Origin of the sequence: Anaerobacillus arseniciselenatis (genome assembly GCF_001865995.1) — a bacterium.
GTDB classification, from domain to species: domain Bacteria; phylum Bacillota; class Bacilli; order Bacillales; family Anaerobacillaceae; genus Anaerobacillus; species Anaerobacillus arseniciselenatis.
Genome location: NZ_MLQQ01000045.1, coordinates 1 through 14,775, shown reverse-complemented (window position 1 = coordinate 14,775; position 14,775 = coordinate 1). Strand labels below are relative to the sequence as shown.

The following is a 14,775-nucleotide window of genomic DNA, read 5'->3' as shown; positions in this document are numbered from 1 at the left end:
ACCACGTCTGTAACACGCAACTATTTGTCTCGATTTCTTACCAATTCTTTTCAATGCTCTTCAGGCCTTGTCTTTTTGCGTTAGTAGGTTCTTGTCTATATCCCTTTCTAATAAATATAGAAAGGGGGCGATTTTACATGGGGAAAGACTTAATTAAAAATTATCTTAATGGTTTAGAAAAGGAATTAGCAATCGGTAATTTTACAGAACATTCGTTTAGGCCGATACTAAAAAGCTTAATTGAATCTATAGACAAGGATATAGTGGCGATAAACGAACCACAACGGATTGCATCGGGGGCACCAGATTTTCTAATTACGAAAAATAAGTTCCCATTAGGTTATATCGAAACTAAGAAGATAGGTATGGATCTAAATGCAGTTGAAGAAAATGAACAACTTACAAGGTATCGCCAAAGCATCTCAAACTTAATATTAACGAACTATACAGAATTTAGATGGTATTCATCAGGTGAATTGAAATTGTCCATTGAAATAGCCAGCGTTAACGTTAATAATAAATTAAAAAAGAGGCCTAGCCAATACGAAGATTTTTTAAAATTAATTATAGTTTTTTTTGGTTCCTTTGCCCAAATAAATACTCCTGAAGAACTCGCTAAACGAATGGCTACATACGGAATATACATCAAAAGAGAACTACATCAATTACTCGAACAATCAAAAAAGAACGTCAATTCATTAAGACAACAACTAGAGGGATTTAGGCTCATCTTATTGGAAGAGTTAACTGAAGTAGAGCTTTCTGATATGTATGCCCAAACTATCTGTTATGGATTATTTGCTGCACGGGTAGCCATTCCTAAACAAGATAAACTAACTAGGCATAATTCATCTGATGTAATACCAAAAACAAACCCCTTTTTAAGAAAGATGTTTAATCAAATAGTTGGGCCAGAACTACATGATAATGTCATATGGATAGTTGATGATTTAGTTAAACTACTTAACTCAATAGATATTAAAACAGTATTAAAATCCTCTGACGATCCAATTGTTCATTTTTATGAAACGTTCTTGTCATATTACGACGCATCAATTAAAACTCTAAGAGGAGTTTATTTTACACCAAAACAAGTTGTTTCATATATGGTTAGAAGTGTAGATGCCATTCTGAAAAATAACTTTAATCTTGAAGATGGATTAGCTGATTCGAGCTTAATTAAAAACGAAAATGACAAGAAATTACATAGAGTACAAATTCTCGATCCTGCTACTGGGACCGGTACTTTCCTTAATGAGATTGTGCAAGAAATTTACAAGTCTTTTGTGGGAAATGAGGGTATGTGGTCAGGATATGTATTTAATCATTTACTTCCCCGCCTATATGGTTTTGAATTGTTAATGGCACCTTATACCGTTTCTCATATGAAGCTAAGTCTTGGATTACAAAAATTAGGTTATGATTTATCAAATGATGAAAGGTTAAGGGTTTATTTAACAAACACCCTAGAAGAAGCACATGAGATGATTGAGCAACCATTATTTTCGTATTGGTTGGCTGAGGAGGCAAATGCAGCAAGAAAAGTAAAGAGCGCAGTACCTGTTATGGTTGTTATTGGTAATCCTCCTTACTTTGGTAATTCTGCAAATAATAATGAATGGATTAAATCACTTGTACAAGATTATTATTTTGTCGATAATAAACCACTTAATGAAAGAAATACAAAATGGCTTCAAGATGATTATGTGAAATTTATAAGATTCGGTCAGTGGCGAATTGAGCAAACAGGCACTGGAATTTTAGCGTTTGTTACTAATCATGCTTACCTAGATAATGCTACCTTTAGAGGCATGAGAAATCATTTAATGAAAAGTTTTGATGAGATTTTTGTGTTAAACCTTCATGGTAATGTTAGGAAACAGGAAAAAACACCTGAAGGAGAAACAGACGAAAATGTTTTTGAAATTGAACAAGGAGTAGCAATTACATTTTTTATTAAATATAATTCCGAAATGTCTGACGTATCTGCTATATATTATAAAGACTTATGGGGAAAACAAATCGAAAAGTATAAGTTTCTTGAAAACAATGACTTGTACTTAACAGAATGGATTAAAATTAATCCAATAGAACCTCATTTTTTGTTTGTACCTCAAGATACAAGTAATTATGAAGAATATCAAAAAGGATGGAAGATGACAGAAATATTCAATGTATATTCAAACGGAGTAGTTACAGCAAGAGATCATTTTACTATTAACTGGTCACCAGATGAAGTCATGGATAAAATTAGTGATTTTGTCAAAATTGATGTTGAAAGTGCAAGAGAAAAATATAAACTAAGAAAAGATGTAAGAGATTGGAAAGTTAAACTAGCACAAAAAGATATTATAGATTCTAAATTGGATCCTGAACTAATAAAACCAATAATGTATCGTCCTTTCGATATTAGGCATACTTACTACACAGGAAATAGCAGAGGTTTTCTATGTATGCCAAGAAAAAAGGTAATGGAAAATTTGATTAATGGTAATAATATCGCTTTAATCACATCACGACTAACCAAAGGTGAGACATTCAAACATGCATTTGTAAGTAGAAATATAACTGATGCTGCTTTACTTTCATCAAAGACATCAAACAACGCTTTTGTATTCCCAATCTATTTAATCGACAATGATGACTCAACTTTGATAAGAAAATCCCCTCCTCATCATAATTTTAATTATAAATTTCTTAAGTATATCGAGAAAAAACTAGATGTAAAGTTTGTGAATAGAAAAAGAAATACTAAAAATGAATATACCGGCGAAGACGTATTAGGTTATATTTATGCAATTCTGTACAGCAATGGTTTTCAAAATCGTTATAATGAATATTTAATAAGGGATTACCCACATATACCTATAACAAATAATTTTGAATTATTCTTTAAATTGTCTGAATTAGGTAATCAATTAGTACATCTTCATCTATTAGAAAAGCAGGTCAACATTGTTACGAACTTTCCTATAGCGGGTACAAATAAAATAGATAAAATATTGTACGAGGAAGTAAAAAATAATAAAGGTAAGGTTCATATTAACAATAAACAGTATTTTATAAATGTGGAAAAGGAAGTTTGGAATTATGAGATTGGTGGATACAAACTGTGTCAGAAGTGGTTAAAAGATAGAAAACAGCGAATGCTCTCTTATAATGATCTTCTATATTATCAAAAGGTAGTATCGGTAATAAAGGAAACTATACAACTTCAAAATAGCATAGACAATGTTATTGAAAATAGTGGAGGATGGCCAGTTAATGGATTTCAATAAATTTGTTAAAAAGGGTTAAAGAAAAAAACATATTCTTTCTATTGTTTATTTCACAGTACAAAAATACTATGCAATAAAAAGTGATCTTCCTCAACCTGGCGCGATTGCGGAAAACTATAAGCATTATTTTTCGATAAAAATAAGCGATGGAACGGTCTCTTGCTTCTTTCACGTATAAAACAAAGCGAGCAAGGGGTCTTTGCTATACCTTATCATGTACCTACTTCATATAAAGAACAGCCGCTGGGACGAGGAACCCCTGACTCCTCGTCCCTACTGCAAGTCTGTCATCTCATAGACTCAACCCCATTACTCCTTGCTTATTTAAAAATATTGTTTTAAAACGAGCGGACGTTAGCTAAACTTCCTCGCTTTTAGGACAAGGGCCTGCACAAGTTACCACTGGAACTTCCCGATAGTAAAGTGCATTACATATTTTTAATAACTCATATACAATATTTTCCTAAAATCATGTACAATTGTAGTAATACTTTTGGTGAGGGGGATTTTAGTGACAACAAAAATGGTGACTGTTCAACAGTTTTCTAGATCGGTATATTCACTAATTAAGTCTGAAAGAGATCATTATACATTAAGACCTTTCAATCAGTTTCAACCACTTGATAGTATGTGGTGGATCATTCCATCTAAAGATTGGCCAGCATATGAGAAAGCGAAGTTCTGCTTTTATAAAGAAAATAAAACAACGGACACCATGCTTTTTTCAGGGATTCATATTGAAAAAGGTAGAACAGCATCACTAAGTTCAAAGGAACTGATGGATCATCGTTGGGCTTGGAATTCACTTGTTCAAAGTGAAACTTTAGCAGCACTTACAAGTTCCCTCGTAAGAATTTCTGGGAAGTATACTCCTTTCATTCAACTAGATGCTCATATTACAAAGGATGACTACCATAGTATTCAATTTTCTTTCCAACCTAACGGTCAACTCATAAAGCAGCCGACTAATCGTAATGAGGAATTATTTGAAGCAGTAATGGAGGAAACAACATTAGATGATTTATTAACGAGATGTACATTAGATCCTACGTTGTCATATGTTTGGATTGATTTGTATATCGGTGTTAAGCTCGATTTAAAAGATTTTCATAGAGGAGAAAAGGATGAGCATTTGATTTATCAGGATGTTTTAAAAGATTTAGAACAGTTTGTTTTGATTTAAAAGTAGAGGTGAAACGTAAATGGAACTAGAAACAATAACAATTGAAGTCGATGAAGTGAAGTCGGGTAAAGTAAACATTATTTCTTTTTATCGAAAAGGTCAGTTGATCGATCGCCCGCCGTTACAGGCAAAACTGAAATCAGAGGAATATCACTATCATTACCGCCACCATTTAGATGGCGATGATTTAGAGCGGCTAAATACACGATTTCCTACGATTTTCCCGTTTGATGATAGAAAAAGTATTAATGATTGGGCGGATGAAATGAAGCGCGAGTTTCAAAGATTAATAAGTGATGGGCGTTTGGATAGACAGGTGGAAAAAGACGGAATTATTTATGAGATCCGGTTAGTGTGGGTGAGAAAATAAAGGGACGAGAGGACAGGTGTGAGTCTCAAACCATGGGCACGTAGTTTTTATATGAATAGGAAGCAAATGCTGTACGCTATTAAAGAATTATGTCACTTTTTGCATCGGAACGGACAAAATTTTTAATAGAAAAGAGACCGTACGTTCGTTATAATGGATGTAGTAACTACATAAAGCGGATGGGCGGTTGACCATCTCCCAATAGAAGGGAGGTGGGAAGAGTGACAATCTTTGAGGCAATGAATATAGCACTTCAATCGAATTTAGTATTGATAGGTGTCATAACATTGGTTTTATTAATTGTCAAAGAACGAAAAAAGTAACCCGTCCAACGCCAGACCAAAGGTTAGGATGAGTTACTTTTTTCAGTAGCTTACTTAATGTAATGGTCACCGCTCTTCTAGCGGATGTAGTTGCATCGACCGGACGTTCGTAGCGTTCGGTCATTTTTATTCTAGCGTGTATCTAGTTAAATTATACATGAAACAGTGGTTTTTCATCAATAGTTCACTCATTTTTTTAGCTGTTTTTTATCACATGTAGCATTCTGTGAAACATCTTATGAAACAAGATGTTTCGAGGAGTGACAGGCACTTAAAAACCGTTGAAGTCGAGGAAAAACCCGAACCGGTTGAAACTGCCAATGAACAACCTTTAACAGACGAGGATCTTAGTAAAGAGTTAAAAGCATTCAGGTTAGCTCAATCGAAAAAAGAAAACGTCAAGGCGTACTTAATATTCTATAACTCTACCTTAGATGAACTTGTCACTGAGAAAACCATCTACAAGTGACGAACTATTAAAGATCAGTGGCTTTGGAAAAGTGAAAGTAGAGAAATATGGAGTAGAGATTATTGAGATTATCAAAAAGTATGTTTAGTTAAAGCACCCGTTTTGGGTGTTTATTTTTTATTGATTAAACATAATCCATATGCACAATACCTAAATCTTATTGAAAAATCGATTATTTTTGTCACCACTTTCCTTCCTAAACCAGTACTTATATAGTAGAGACTAAAATTTTAATAGGGAGGAGCGGCAATAAGTGAAAGAGTTAGATGTGCAAAATGCTTTAATTATTAATTCGAGTTTAATAGAAGAGGGTTTGACTTTTAAAGAGCGAGAAGTTCATTTAAATGGCAAGCGGTGTGACCTTTTGTTTATTGATAAGGCCGGTAAAGAGTTGTATGTAGAGGTGAAATTGAAAGTTTCATATCATTCTGTCGGGCAGTTGATTCGATATGATGGGTTAGTAAATAATCCAGATGCTAGGTTTATGTTAGTTGGTTTGGATATTTTAGATGGATTGGAAGAAGGTCTTGTAAAAAAAGGATACGAGTTTACATTGTTAGATGAAACCGAAATTTTTAAGTTAATTTCACAGCACAGCACGTGACTTTTCAAGGGAAATCTAGTGCCAGTGAAAATGACGTTAATGACTGGCTAAACGAAGTGCGTTCGCTCGTTTTTCGTCATACGGGAAAGTTGAAGTCGATTGAGATGCAACAAACGTATGGAGAAGATCGGATTGATTTTTTATTAAAAGAATTAACGAGAATGAGAGAAAGAGTAAATCGGTTAGAGAGTTTAGGGCAGAGGTGAACACCTAAAGAAGCGAGCGGGATCTCTTGCTTCTTTCAGGTCGCCGATTACCGCCATTGAAATGTACCACCTCTGACATAGCATTTACCACCAAATGAAAAAAGTGTACCATTGAATGACAGTCTGTTTATCGCTAACTGAAATCCTGCTAGGTGTGTGAATTTCATATTATCTAAACTGAGCTATAACAACTATATGGAGTTGCGAGCCATTTAAGCAACTACATTATAGGCTTGATGGAGAAAATATCGAATTATGAGATTCACTTAAGTTATAAAAGATGTTATAAATATTTTATTAATTTTCAAATAAGAACAGTTTTTGGAAACGGTCGAGATTGCTTTGTACAGCGTAGTAGACGCATACTGCGCAATACTTGAAAAGTATATATGTACTAAACGTAGAAGAAATTAAAGGGGTTATTGAACTTAATTCTAAAATTTAGAAAGTTAGGGCCAATGACAGAAAATTTCAAATGGAGATGTTTTTTGTTGACGTTTATTGCTTTTGAGGACTTTCTCAACTTTTTATTTCTTAATGGAATTTCTGAATTTATCTGAAATAGACTCGGGCATAATGTAATTAAGAGGTGGATGGAAATGAAAACTTTTTTACTCGTCGAGGATGAACAGATATTAGCAAAAAATATTGCTTTTTTTCTAAAAAGAGAAGGCTATGAAGTTGATGTGCAATTTGATGGAGAAGAGGGTTGGGCTTCATATTTAGGGAAATCATATGACCTTATATTGTTAGATTGGACCTTACCAAAAAAAGATGGGTTGGAACTCTGTAAGCAAATCCGTAAACAGTCAAATGTTCCAATTATAATGATCACTGCCAAGAGTGAAATTTTAGATAAGGTTATATGTTTAGAGGTGGGAGCAGATGATTATATCGTTAAACCATTTGACCCAAGGGAATTATTGGCTAGAATTCATGCACTATTAAGAAGAAATGAAACATCGAGCACTCACACGGACGTGGGACACTTGCTTCAATATGATGAACTTAAGTTAGACCGAGAAAAGTTACTAATCATTTTCAAAGACCAAGTTATGCCACTTACAGTCAATGAGTATAAGTTGATGGAAATGTTAATGAAAAAACCAGAAAATGTTTATTCTCGAGAATTATTATATGAACAAATTTGGGGTGGTTTGCTCGGATATAGTGATCGAACTGTTGATGTTACTATTAGTCGATTAAGGAAAAAACTAATGGAGCTTTCGGGGAAGAAATATTTTCATGCTGTAAGAGGCATGGGGTATCGTTTCGGAGGAAAATCATGAAGCTTCAGTATCAATTGTGGCTTATTTTTTCAGGCTTATTTATTGTTGTTTGTTTCGCTGTATATGTATTCATATCAAATACGTATGAACAGCGGTTGCAAGTTGGATATGAACAATTATCAGTTGCTCAAGGCTATACGATTTTGGAAAGAATTAAAAACACATATCCTAATTCTCCAAATCGCAGTGTGGGTTACCTGCGCACATACAGTGAACAAACAAACAGTCGCTTAATTATGTTAGATGATGAGAAAAGGGTATATGCTGATAGCTATCAGCAGCTTGAGAAAAACGCTAGAGTTAACCTTGATATATTAAATCGCCAAAATATTGCTCCTTCCTCTCTCTTTATAAAAACTGATTCTTTTGGATATGTTCAATATACTATATTCTCCTTTGAGACGGTTGACAGTGAAGGGTATTTATTAATGGTTCAAGGAGCAGATCAACTTTATGATGAATTAACCTCCTTTCGAATCTGGATGATTCGAACCCTACTGGTTGCTGTTTTTGCGTTCTTTTTTATTACCTATTTTGTATCGAGTTGGTTTTCTAGGCCTATTCGTAAAATGATAGCTCAATTGAAGAAAATCACTCCACAAAAACGTGAATTTTCGGTGAAATATCAGCGGCAAGATGAGATTAAAGAATTAATAGATGCAACACAAAGTATGGTAGCAGAATTAAATCATTATGATGAAAGGCAGAGACGTTTTTTGAGTACATCCTCTCATGAATTAAAAACTCCACTGGCTACTATGCAGTTTATTCTAGAGAACTTGCCATATGTTCGTGACAATGAAAGAACTTATCGCGAATATATACAAGATCTATCATTTCAGATTCAAAAAATGAAACAAATGGTTGACCAATTACTACATATAAATCGTCTCTGGGACCAACCACTCAAGCTTGAAACTTTATATACTCAAGATGTAAAGGATTATCTTCTGCAGACATTTCAACATATTGCTCGTCAGAAACAAATATCATTGGACTTTAATTTTGATCAGGTCAAATTATATGTAGATCGAACATTATTTCTGCGGGGACTTGAAAATCTAGTTTCAAATGCTATTCGTTATTCAGATCAAACAAGAGTTGTAAAAATTAGCATTAAAGATGATAACCAGCAAATCAAGATCAGTGTTTGTGACAACGGGATTGGGATTTCAATAGACGACCTTCCTCATATCTTTGAACCTTTTTACCGTTCAAATGATGCAACAACCTGGAACCAAGAAGGGAGCGGATTAGGCTTAACCATCGTAAAGCAAATGGTAGAAATGCATAAAGGAAGGATTAACGTTGATTCAGAGAAAAACATAGGTACATGTATCTACATACTATTACCGAAAGGATAAGTAACAAAAATGTTACACTTCTTAAATTTTTATGATACAAAAGATGACTATTATTATAAGTGAGCTTAAGAAATAAATTAATGTTATTTTTATTTACAAAAAAATTAGGAGGGATTATTATGAAAAAACAATTAACCCTTATTTTAATGGTCATATTAGCTTTTAGTTCAATCCTAACCGCTTGCGGTAAAGATTTAACTGATCTTAATGACAATCAACGAGAGGATAAGGAGCAACATAATGAGGAGGAAGAACAAGATGAGCAAACTGTTCATGAAAAGGATTTATCCCCAACACCTGATGGAGATAAAGAAATACATGAAGTCGTTCTATACTTTTCAGATAACGATATGATGAGTACTTATCGTGTTAAATCAGAAGTGGAAGTGAGCAATGAAGAACAAATAGCTAAAGCCGCATTAGATGCATGGGTTACTGGACCTGAACACGAAGAATTAACTGGATTAATTGATTCAGAAGTGATTATCGAATATGTTGATGAAGTTGATGGGATTGCCCATGTGAGTTTTTCAAAAGAAATTCAGTATAATAACCTAGGTTCAAGTGGAGAATTGATGTTTGCTGAACAGATAGCCATGGTTATGCAGCAATTTGGATTTGAGCAAACTCAAATCTTAGTTGAAGGAAGAATTGGGGAAACCTTGCTTGGACATCTTTACACTGGAAAACCAATCGTAGCCAAAGAACCTGAAAGCTACCAATGGGTTGATGAAAAAGATTCGCAGGAGATAGTATTGCAAAATGTAGCATTCCGAATTTATGAACCGGCACCATACACAAATGTAAAAGATCGTATCGTCGTAAGAGGATTAGCCCGTGTTTATGAAGGGACTGTATTATATGAATTTGAAGATGGTCACTTTATTCTTGATGAAGGGTTCACAACAGCTACTAATGGAGCTCCTGAATGGGGGGAATTTGAGATTATTATTGAACTAGATGACGTAACTAATTATTCAGGTAGAGTAATACTATATGAAGAAAGTGCGAAAGATGGATCTAGAATTAATGAATTGAAAATTCCTGTTAATGTAAAGGACTAATCGTAGCCCTATTTATTGTTCCATAATTGCTAAGAATGATGTAAATAGAGATTCAGAAAAATCATATTTAAATAATGTATTACGAACGGATGCTTATCCACAGTATAATTTTCCACCGTATTTAACGTAAGTAAATATATCAAAATTTCCAGTTTTGTATCCTTGTAGCATTATTTACAGGTAAGTATTTATAGTTTTCAACGTAAGATATGATAGGACTTTACTTGGAGGGGTATGATAGGCTCGTATGCCTGATGGAACAACTGCGCCAGCCTTTCAAGACCAATCATGCCCACAGAGGCTTAAGTCAAGTCCTTAAACGCCATATCTATGGATACATCTACACAAAGATAAAAGGTGCACAAAATTAACGTTTTACTGATACTGTAGATAAGCTCCTTTAGTTTAACAAGAACTGTCATTTATAACAGGATCTTTTGCTTCGCAGTACAACGATACTGGAATAGATTAATCCTCTAAAGAGACGATTGTTTTTAAAGTGATCGTCTTTCGTATTTGACCTATACTGCGCAACAAAAGTCATCTTTTTAGAGGACTTTATGAAATAATGACTTATGACTTAAGCAAACGAACCAGTTTATTGGAACAAGCTATTTCTACTGTTGTGACGCTATCAGGCAGAATCTTAAAGATATTATTTCTTGACCATGTACTATGGTACATGGTTTATAATTGCTTTAGAGGTGGAAATAATGAATTACCTAATTAGTGAGCTTGCCGATAAGTGTGGTGTAAATAAGGAAACAATAAGGTATTACGAAAGAAAAGGATTACTATCTGAACCCGCAAGAACAACAGCAGGTTATCGAATATACGCAGATGATTCTGTTAATCGCATTTATTTTATTAAGCGAATGCAGGAGCTTGGATTTTCTTTAGGAGAGGTTGATAAATTACTGGGTGTTGTTGATAAAGATAATGAACGATGTATGGATATGTATGAGTTCGTTGTAGAAAAAATCGACGAAGTGCAACAGAAAATAAGTGATTTAAAAAGAATTGAGAAAATGCTTTTAAATTTAAAAGAATGTTGTCCAGATGAGAAAACTATTCACCACTGCCCTATCATTGAAACCTTAATGAAACAGAAGAAAGCGTAATTTAACTAATAATGAAAGGATCGGTAAGAAATTGAAAACAAAACTTGCAGCAATAACATCATAAATAACTGTATTTTTCGCTAGTTTTTGATGAATTTAATTTGCAATATCGGTACCACTTGGTCTAGAGTGATTGATTATCATTTAGTAAGTAAAAATTAGGGAGTGATTAAAATGGCGGATTGTTGCGGTAATAAAAAAGTGCTAACGATGGAAAAGGACCAAGAGTGTCCATTCTGCAAAGTGAAGGGGAAAACTGTAAAGTTAATTACTTTAAAATCAATGCTTAGACCAAATAAATTAGAAACGCTTAATGCAGATGCAGTTCATTATTTTTGTTCTAACGAAAAATGTAATGTAGTTTACTTTGATACTAATAACAAAAAATACGTAAAATCTGATATAAAAGTTCCTGTATTTCAAAAAGAAACTTTAAACACAGTCCCAGTTTGTTATTGCTTTGACTGGACGAAAGAGAAAATTAAAAAATATAAGGAACAAGGGGAAGTAACAATACCTGTTGAGCATATTAAGCAAAATATTAAAGAAAATCGTTGTGGTTGTGAGGTGAACAATCCTCAAGGTAGTTGTTGCTTAGGGAATGTAACACAATATATTAAAAGTCTTTCTAACTAGAATTATTCCATTGATATTATGAAGAGACTTTAACCGTGAGCTTATGTGAATAAGAAATACAAAACAAATTCATTTACTGCACATTATAAGGATACTTGTAATTAAATAGTCATATGAGGCGGTCACTTTTTGGAGTGATCGCTTTTTCGTATTAGACCTATACTGTGCAACAACGAATTTTATGTTTGGCTTAATTTTGTCTTTTAATATGCATTTAAAAATGAGCTGTAAAAAAGAGGAGTTACTTCAAAAGGTGCCTTATATTAAGTACATGGTACCTTTTTTGTTTCAAAAAATCATTTCCATATTTATGAAATGGTGACAACGAATCGTTATTTTCTGGTATCATTTTAGTATGAAGATTGGCGACATTGTGAAAATTTTCACTTAAAGTAACGAGCAGTTTAGCACAATAAACTGTAAAAATTTATATTCATTAAAGGAGAATTATTTGCGTTCATATTTTACCTTTAATGGAGCATTCTAATGTAAGAAAGGAGAATGCTTCATGATGAGAAGAGGAAATAAATTTGATAAGTTATTCTTAAGAGTAACGACTGTTATTACATCGATTAGTTTGCTATATTTATTATTTAGGAAACCTCCGATTAAGGATTGGGTTTTGGCATATTTATTTAATGCGGTTACGAATTTATTTATTGACAGTTTCCTCGCATCGTACAAAATAGTGAAATATCCAGTTCGTTTTTTTCCGAAAGTATTTAAAAGTCATATACTATTCGACTTATTGATATATCCAACATTTACGATACTATATAATCAAATAACTGAAAAAGATAAATCTTTCGCCATTTTTTTGAAACTACTGTTCTTTACAGTCCCTATGTTTTTTATTGAATATTGGGCAGTCAGGAAAACGAATTTAATCAAATGGAACAAAGGGTGGAAATGGTATCACACTTTCATAAGTGTTACTGTAAAGTCATTAGTAACACGTGGTGTCGTTGGAGCTTTAAGAAAAATTGATAAAGTACAGCAGAAGGACCAAGGGATATGAAACATATTGCTATGGTATTGATACTATTACTTTTAAATATAAAATATAAGACTTGGAATAAGTTTCGTGCAAATGTTCCTTCGCTTATTTACGTAACATTAATAAATTGTTTTTATTATATTTTTTGTCGTAGAAAGCTCTTGTGGGAATTTCAAACTGAGGATATCTCTTTAAAAAAGGTTAGATTGATACAGACATTTATAGGAACGCCATTAATTACACAATTATTCCTTTCATGTGTACCAAAACAATCAAAAAAACTAAAGGGTCTATATTTGTTTTCGTGGGTTATTAGTTCTACGATAATGGAATGGTTTGCAAACAAAAAGTTTAAAATGGTTACCTTTTATAATGGTTGGAATACTAAATGGTCAGTAATGATATATCTGAAAATGTATTTGTTTAGCTATCTACATAAAAAAATCCATTTATTACTTGGGTACTAACTTTCCTTACTATGGAACAATATGTCCAATTGTTTAAAATTCCATTAAGTATAAATATGTTAAGTCTCTCATCAATTAAAGATTCGTTCATAATTAACTTTATAGATAAAAAATAAAGTATCCTTTTGTATCGTGAAAAATTGTACTTAAACTATCGAGGGCAATAGTTTAGTAAGCTGTCGCTGTTGTGGTGGTGCTAACGAGCAGAAGAGCAAAACAAGATGAACAGTCTAGCGAGCGTGTGTAATATCGCGTGGGGACTGTGTATTATTATTAAAACTTAATCATGCAAGACATACTACGAACTCTCTAGGGTGGAATGGCCCCCTCGACCTTTGCAGATACTAAAAAGCTAAGTTGAAAATTGATCATTGCTGAGCTAAGCGGACACCAGGGACGTTATTTCACCAAAAACATATGTTTTTAAGAATTATCGGACATGAGGGACCTTAAATGGCAAAAAACGAAGCAAAAACTGCTGATTTAGAGGAAATAAAGTCTGTGGTGTCCGCTAAATTGTAAAAACGAATCAAATCTATGAAATAAGGCCTCTCATGTCCGGAAAAATTGGTAGAGTGCGCAACACAACAGCGATTGACGTACAGAAACTACAGAATTTGTAAAGCCCGCACATCAAAACGCAGATTGACACTTCGTTTTTACAGTATTTGTCAATGATCCTCCGTCACCATTTTGTTGCGCACTCTCCCCATGCTGTACAATATCCATCTTGAACTAACGTAGCATTAGCTGCAAAAATTTATCGCTGCCCTTGTGTCGCTAACGGGGAGGGTTTCTTGAAAAAGAATTTTAAGTATTATTAAAACTGTTAATGGAGGTAAAAAAATGAAAAAGTTAATTTATGTTGTATTTATATTAGGCTTATTAGGAATAATGACTGGTTGCTCACAGGACAACACAAGTATGGAAATAGACGAGGACTTGTTAGAGGGTAAGTTTGATGATTTCAGGGGTAACATCGAAAAATTTAATTATGAAAAGGCAGACAAGTTATACGCTGAAATAACTGAAACTCTAGATAATAATAAGCAAATCGAAAATAGAGATGTTTTGAAAAATTATTTAATATCTTTTTATCAGGTTATAGAAAAAGGCTTTATCCCATATGAAGAATTTTTAATGGATTTACCTAAAGGTTATGATGGTATTCATAGCGATATTTTATGGAGAGATTATAAAATAATTTTTGAAAATGATTAAAGCTACCGTTGCTGTCGTTGTGGCACTAACGGAGAGCGTTACTGGAACAGTGACATTGGCGCTTTCTTTTAGTATTGAGCAGGTTAATTTAAAATAGTAAAGATTGGGGGATAGAAATATGTTAGAGAAAATAAAAACAAATAAATTCAAGCTAATAGCAGGAATTCTTGTTGTGTTGATAGC

At 33.4% G+C, this 14,775-nt stretch carries 14 protein-coding genes; all 14 read left to right on the top strand.

What is annotated here, in order from left to right; genetic code table 11:
• The first annotated feature begins 137 nt into the window (after window positions 1-137).
• The 14 genes from BKP35_RS16670 (at window position 138) to BKP35_RS16605 (ending at window position 14,592) form a co-directional block, all read left to right on the top strand.
• Window positions 138-3,278: a type ISP restriction/modification enzyme gene (locus BKP35_RS16670; protein WP_071314515.1), complete on the top strand. Its 3,141-nt coding sequence runs from the start codon at window positions 138-140 to the stop codon at window positions 3,276-3,278.
• Window positions 3,279-3,789: 511 nt separating this feature from the next.
• Complete coding sequence (locus tag BKP35_RS16665) at window positions 3,790-4,461, top strand: hypothetical protein (protein ID WP_071314514.1); 672 nt, start codon at window positions 3,790-3,792, stop codon at window positions 4,459-4,461.
• 19 nt (window positions 4,462-4,480) lie between these two features.
• Window positions 4,481-4,831: a hypothetical protein gene (locus tag BKP35_RS16660; RefSeq protein WP_071314513.1), complete on the top strand. Its 351-nt coding sequence runs from the start codon at window positions 4,481-4,483 to the stop codon at window positions 4,829-4,831.
• A 549-nt stretch (window positions 4,832-5,380) separates the two neighbouring features.
• Window positions 5,381-5,623 carry an HRDC domain-containing protein gene (locus tag BKP35_RS19220; RefSeq protein WP_071314512.1) on the top strand — a complete coding sequence of 81 codons (243 nt, stop codon included), beginning with the start codon at window positions 5,381-5,383 and terminating at the stop codon, window positions 5,621-5,623.
• Window positions 5,589-5,711: an HRDC domain-containing protein gene (locus BKP35_RS20285; protein ID WP_084031716.1), complete on the top strand. Its 123-nt coding sequence runs from the start codon at window positions 5,589-5,591 to the stop codon at window positions 5,709-5,711. Before BKP35_RS19220 ends, BKP35_RS20285 begins: the two co-directional genes overlap by 35 nt.
• Before the next feature lie 165 nt (window positions 5,712-5,876).
• Entirely contained in the window at window positions 5,877-6,227 is a 351-nt protein-coding gene (locus BKP35_RS16650; protein WP_071314511.1) for an endonuclease NucS domain-containing protein, read from the top strand.
• Window positions 6,228-7,032: 805 nt separating this feature from the next.
• Window positions 7,033-7,722 (top strand): response regulator, encoded by a 690-nt coding sequence (locus BKP35_RS16640; protein WP_071314509.1) that lies wholly within the window; start codon window positions 7,033-7,035, stop codon window positions 7,720-7,722.
• Window positions 7,719-9,086, top strand: a complete 1,368-nt coding sequence (locus tag BKP35_RS16635) for a sensor histidine kinase (protein WP_071314508.1) — start codon at window positions 7,719-7,721, stop codon at window positions 9,084-9,086. The genes BKP35_RS16640 and BKP35_RS16635 overlap by 4 nt, the downstream gene beginning before the upstream one ends.
• A 119-nt stretch (window positions 9,087-9,205) precedes the next feature.
• The gene (locus tag BKP35_RS16630; protein ID WP_071314507.1) at window positions 9,206-10,150 is read left to right on the top strand and encodes a Gmad2 immunoglobulin-like domain-containing protein; all 945 of its coding nucleotides are present in this window, start codon (window positions 9,206-9,208) and stop codon (window positions 10,148-10,150) included.
• Between the two features lie 713 nt (window positions 10,151-10,863).
• Window positions 10,864-11,271, top strand: coding sequence for an Hg(II)-responsive transcriptional regulator (gene merR / locus BKP35_RS16625; RefSeq protein ID WP_071314506.1), 408 nt, complete (start codon window positions 10,864-10,866; stop codon window positions 11,269-11,271).
• Between the two features lie 174 nt (window positions 11,272-11,445).
• The gene (locus BKP35_RS16620; protein ID WP_071314505.1) at window positions 11,446-11,907 is read left to right on the top strand and encodes a putative iron-sulfur cluster-binding metallochaperone; all 462 of its coding nucleotides are present in this window, start codon (window positions 11,446-11,448) and stop codon (window positions 11,905-11,907) included.
• A 508-nt stretch (window positions 11,908-12,415) separates the two neighbouring features.
• A complete protein-coding gene (locus BKP35_RS16615) occupies window positions 12,416-12,925 on the top strand; it encodes a CBO0543 family protein (protein ID WP_245741987.1) in 510 nt (169 codons plus the stop codon).
• Window positions 12,922-13,371 (top strand): CBO0543 family protein, encoded by a 450-nt coding sequence (locus BKP35_RS20280; RefSeq protein ID WP_071314504.1) that lies wholly within the window; start codon window positions 12,922-12,924, stop codon window positions 13,369-13,371. The genes BKP35_RS16615 and BKP35_RS20280 overlap by 4 nt, the downstream gene beginning before the upstream one ends.
• A gap of 846 nt (window positions 13,372-14,217) precedes the next feature.
• Window positions 14,218-14,592, top strand: coding sequence for a hypothetical protein (locus tag BKP35_RS16605; RefSeq protein ID WP_071314503.1), 375 nt, complete (start codon window positions 14,218-14,220; stop codon window positions 14,590-14,592).
• The last annotated feature ends 183 nt before the right edge of the window (window positions 14,593-14,775 follow it).

What these genes read in the sequence shown, in the direction of transcription:
- BKP35_RS16615 (WP_245741987.1), top strand. Translation starts at nt 12,416, where the DNA reads ATGATGAGAAGAGGAAATAAATTTGATAAGTTATTCTTAAGAGTAACG.
- BKP35_RS16640 (WP_071314509.1), top strand. Translation starts at nt 7,033, where the DNA reads ATGAAAACTTTTTTACTCGTCGAGGATGAACAGATATTAGCAAAAAAT.
- BKP35_RS20280 (WP_071314504.1), top strand. Translation starts at nt 12,922, where the DNA reads ATGAAACATATTGCTATGGTATTGATACTATTACTTTTAAATATAAAA.
- BKP35_RS16660 (WP_071314513.1), top strand. Translation starts at nt 4,481, where the DNA reads ATGGAACTAGAAACAATAACAATTGAAGTCGATGAAGTGAAGTCGGGT.
- BKP35_RS20285 (WP_084031716.1), top strand. Translation starts at nt 5,589, where the DNA reads ATGAACTTGTCACTGAGAAAACCATCTACAAGTGACGAACTATTAAAG.
- BKP35_RS16620 (WP_071314505.1), top strand. Translation starts at nt 11,446, where the DNA reads ATGGCGGATTGTTGCGGTAATAAAAAAGTGCTAACGATGGAAAAGGAC.
- BKP35_RS16635 (WP_071314508.1), top strand. Translation starts at nt 7,719, where the DNA reads ATGAAGCTTCAGTATCAATTGTGGCTTATTTTTTCAGGCTTATTTATT.
- BKP35_RS16605 (WP_071314503.1), top strand. Translation starts at nt 14,218, where the DNA reads ATGAAAAAGTTAATTTATGTTGTATTTATATTAGGCTTATTAGGAATA.
- BKP35_RS16670 (WP_071314515.1), top strand. Translation starts at nt 138, where the DNA reads ATGGGGAAAGACTTAATTAAAAATTATCTTAATGGTTTAGAAAAGGAA.
- BKP35_RS16630 (WP_071314507.1), top strand. Translation starts at nt 9,206, where the DNA reads ATGAAAAAACAATTAACCCTTATTTTAATGGTCATATTAGCTTTTAGT.
- merR (WP_071314506.1), top strand. Translation starts at nt 10,864, where the DNA reads ATGAATTACCTAATTAGTGAGCTTGCCGATAAGTGTGGTGTAAATAAG.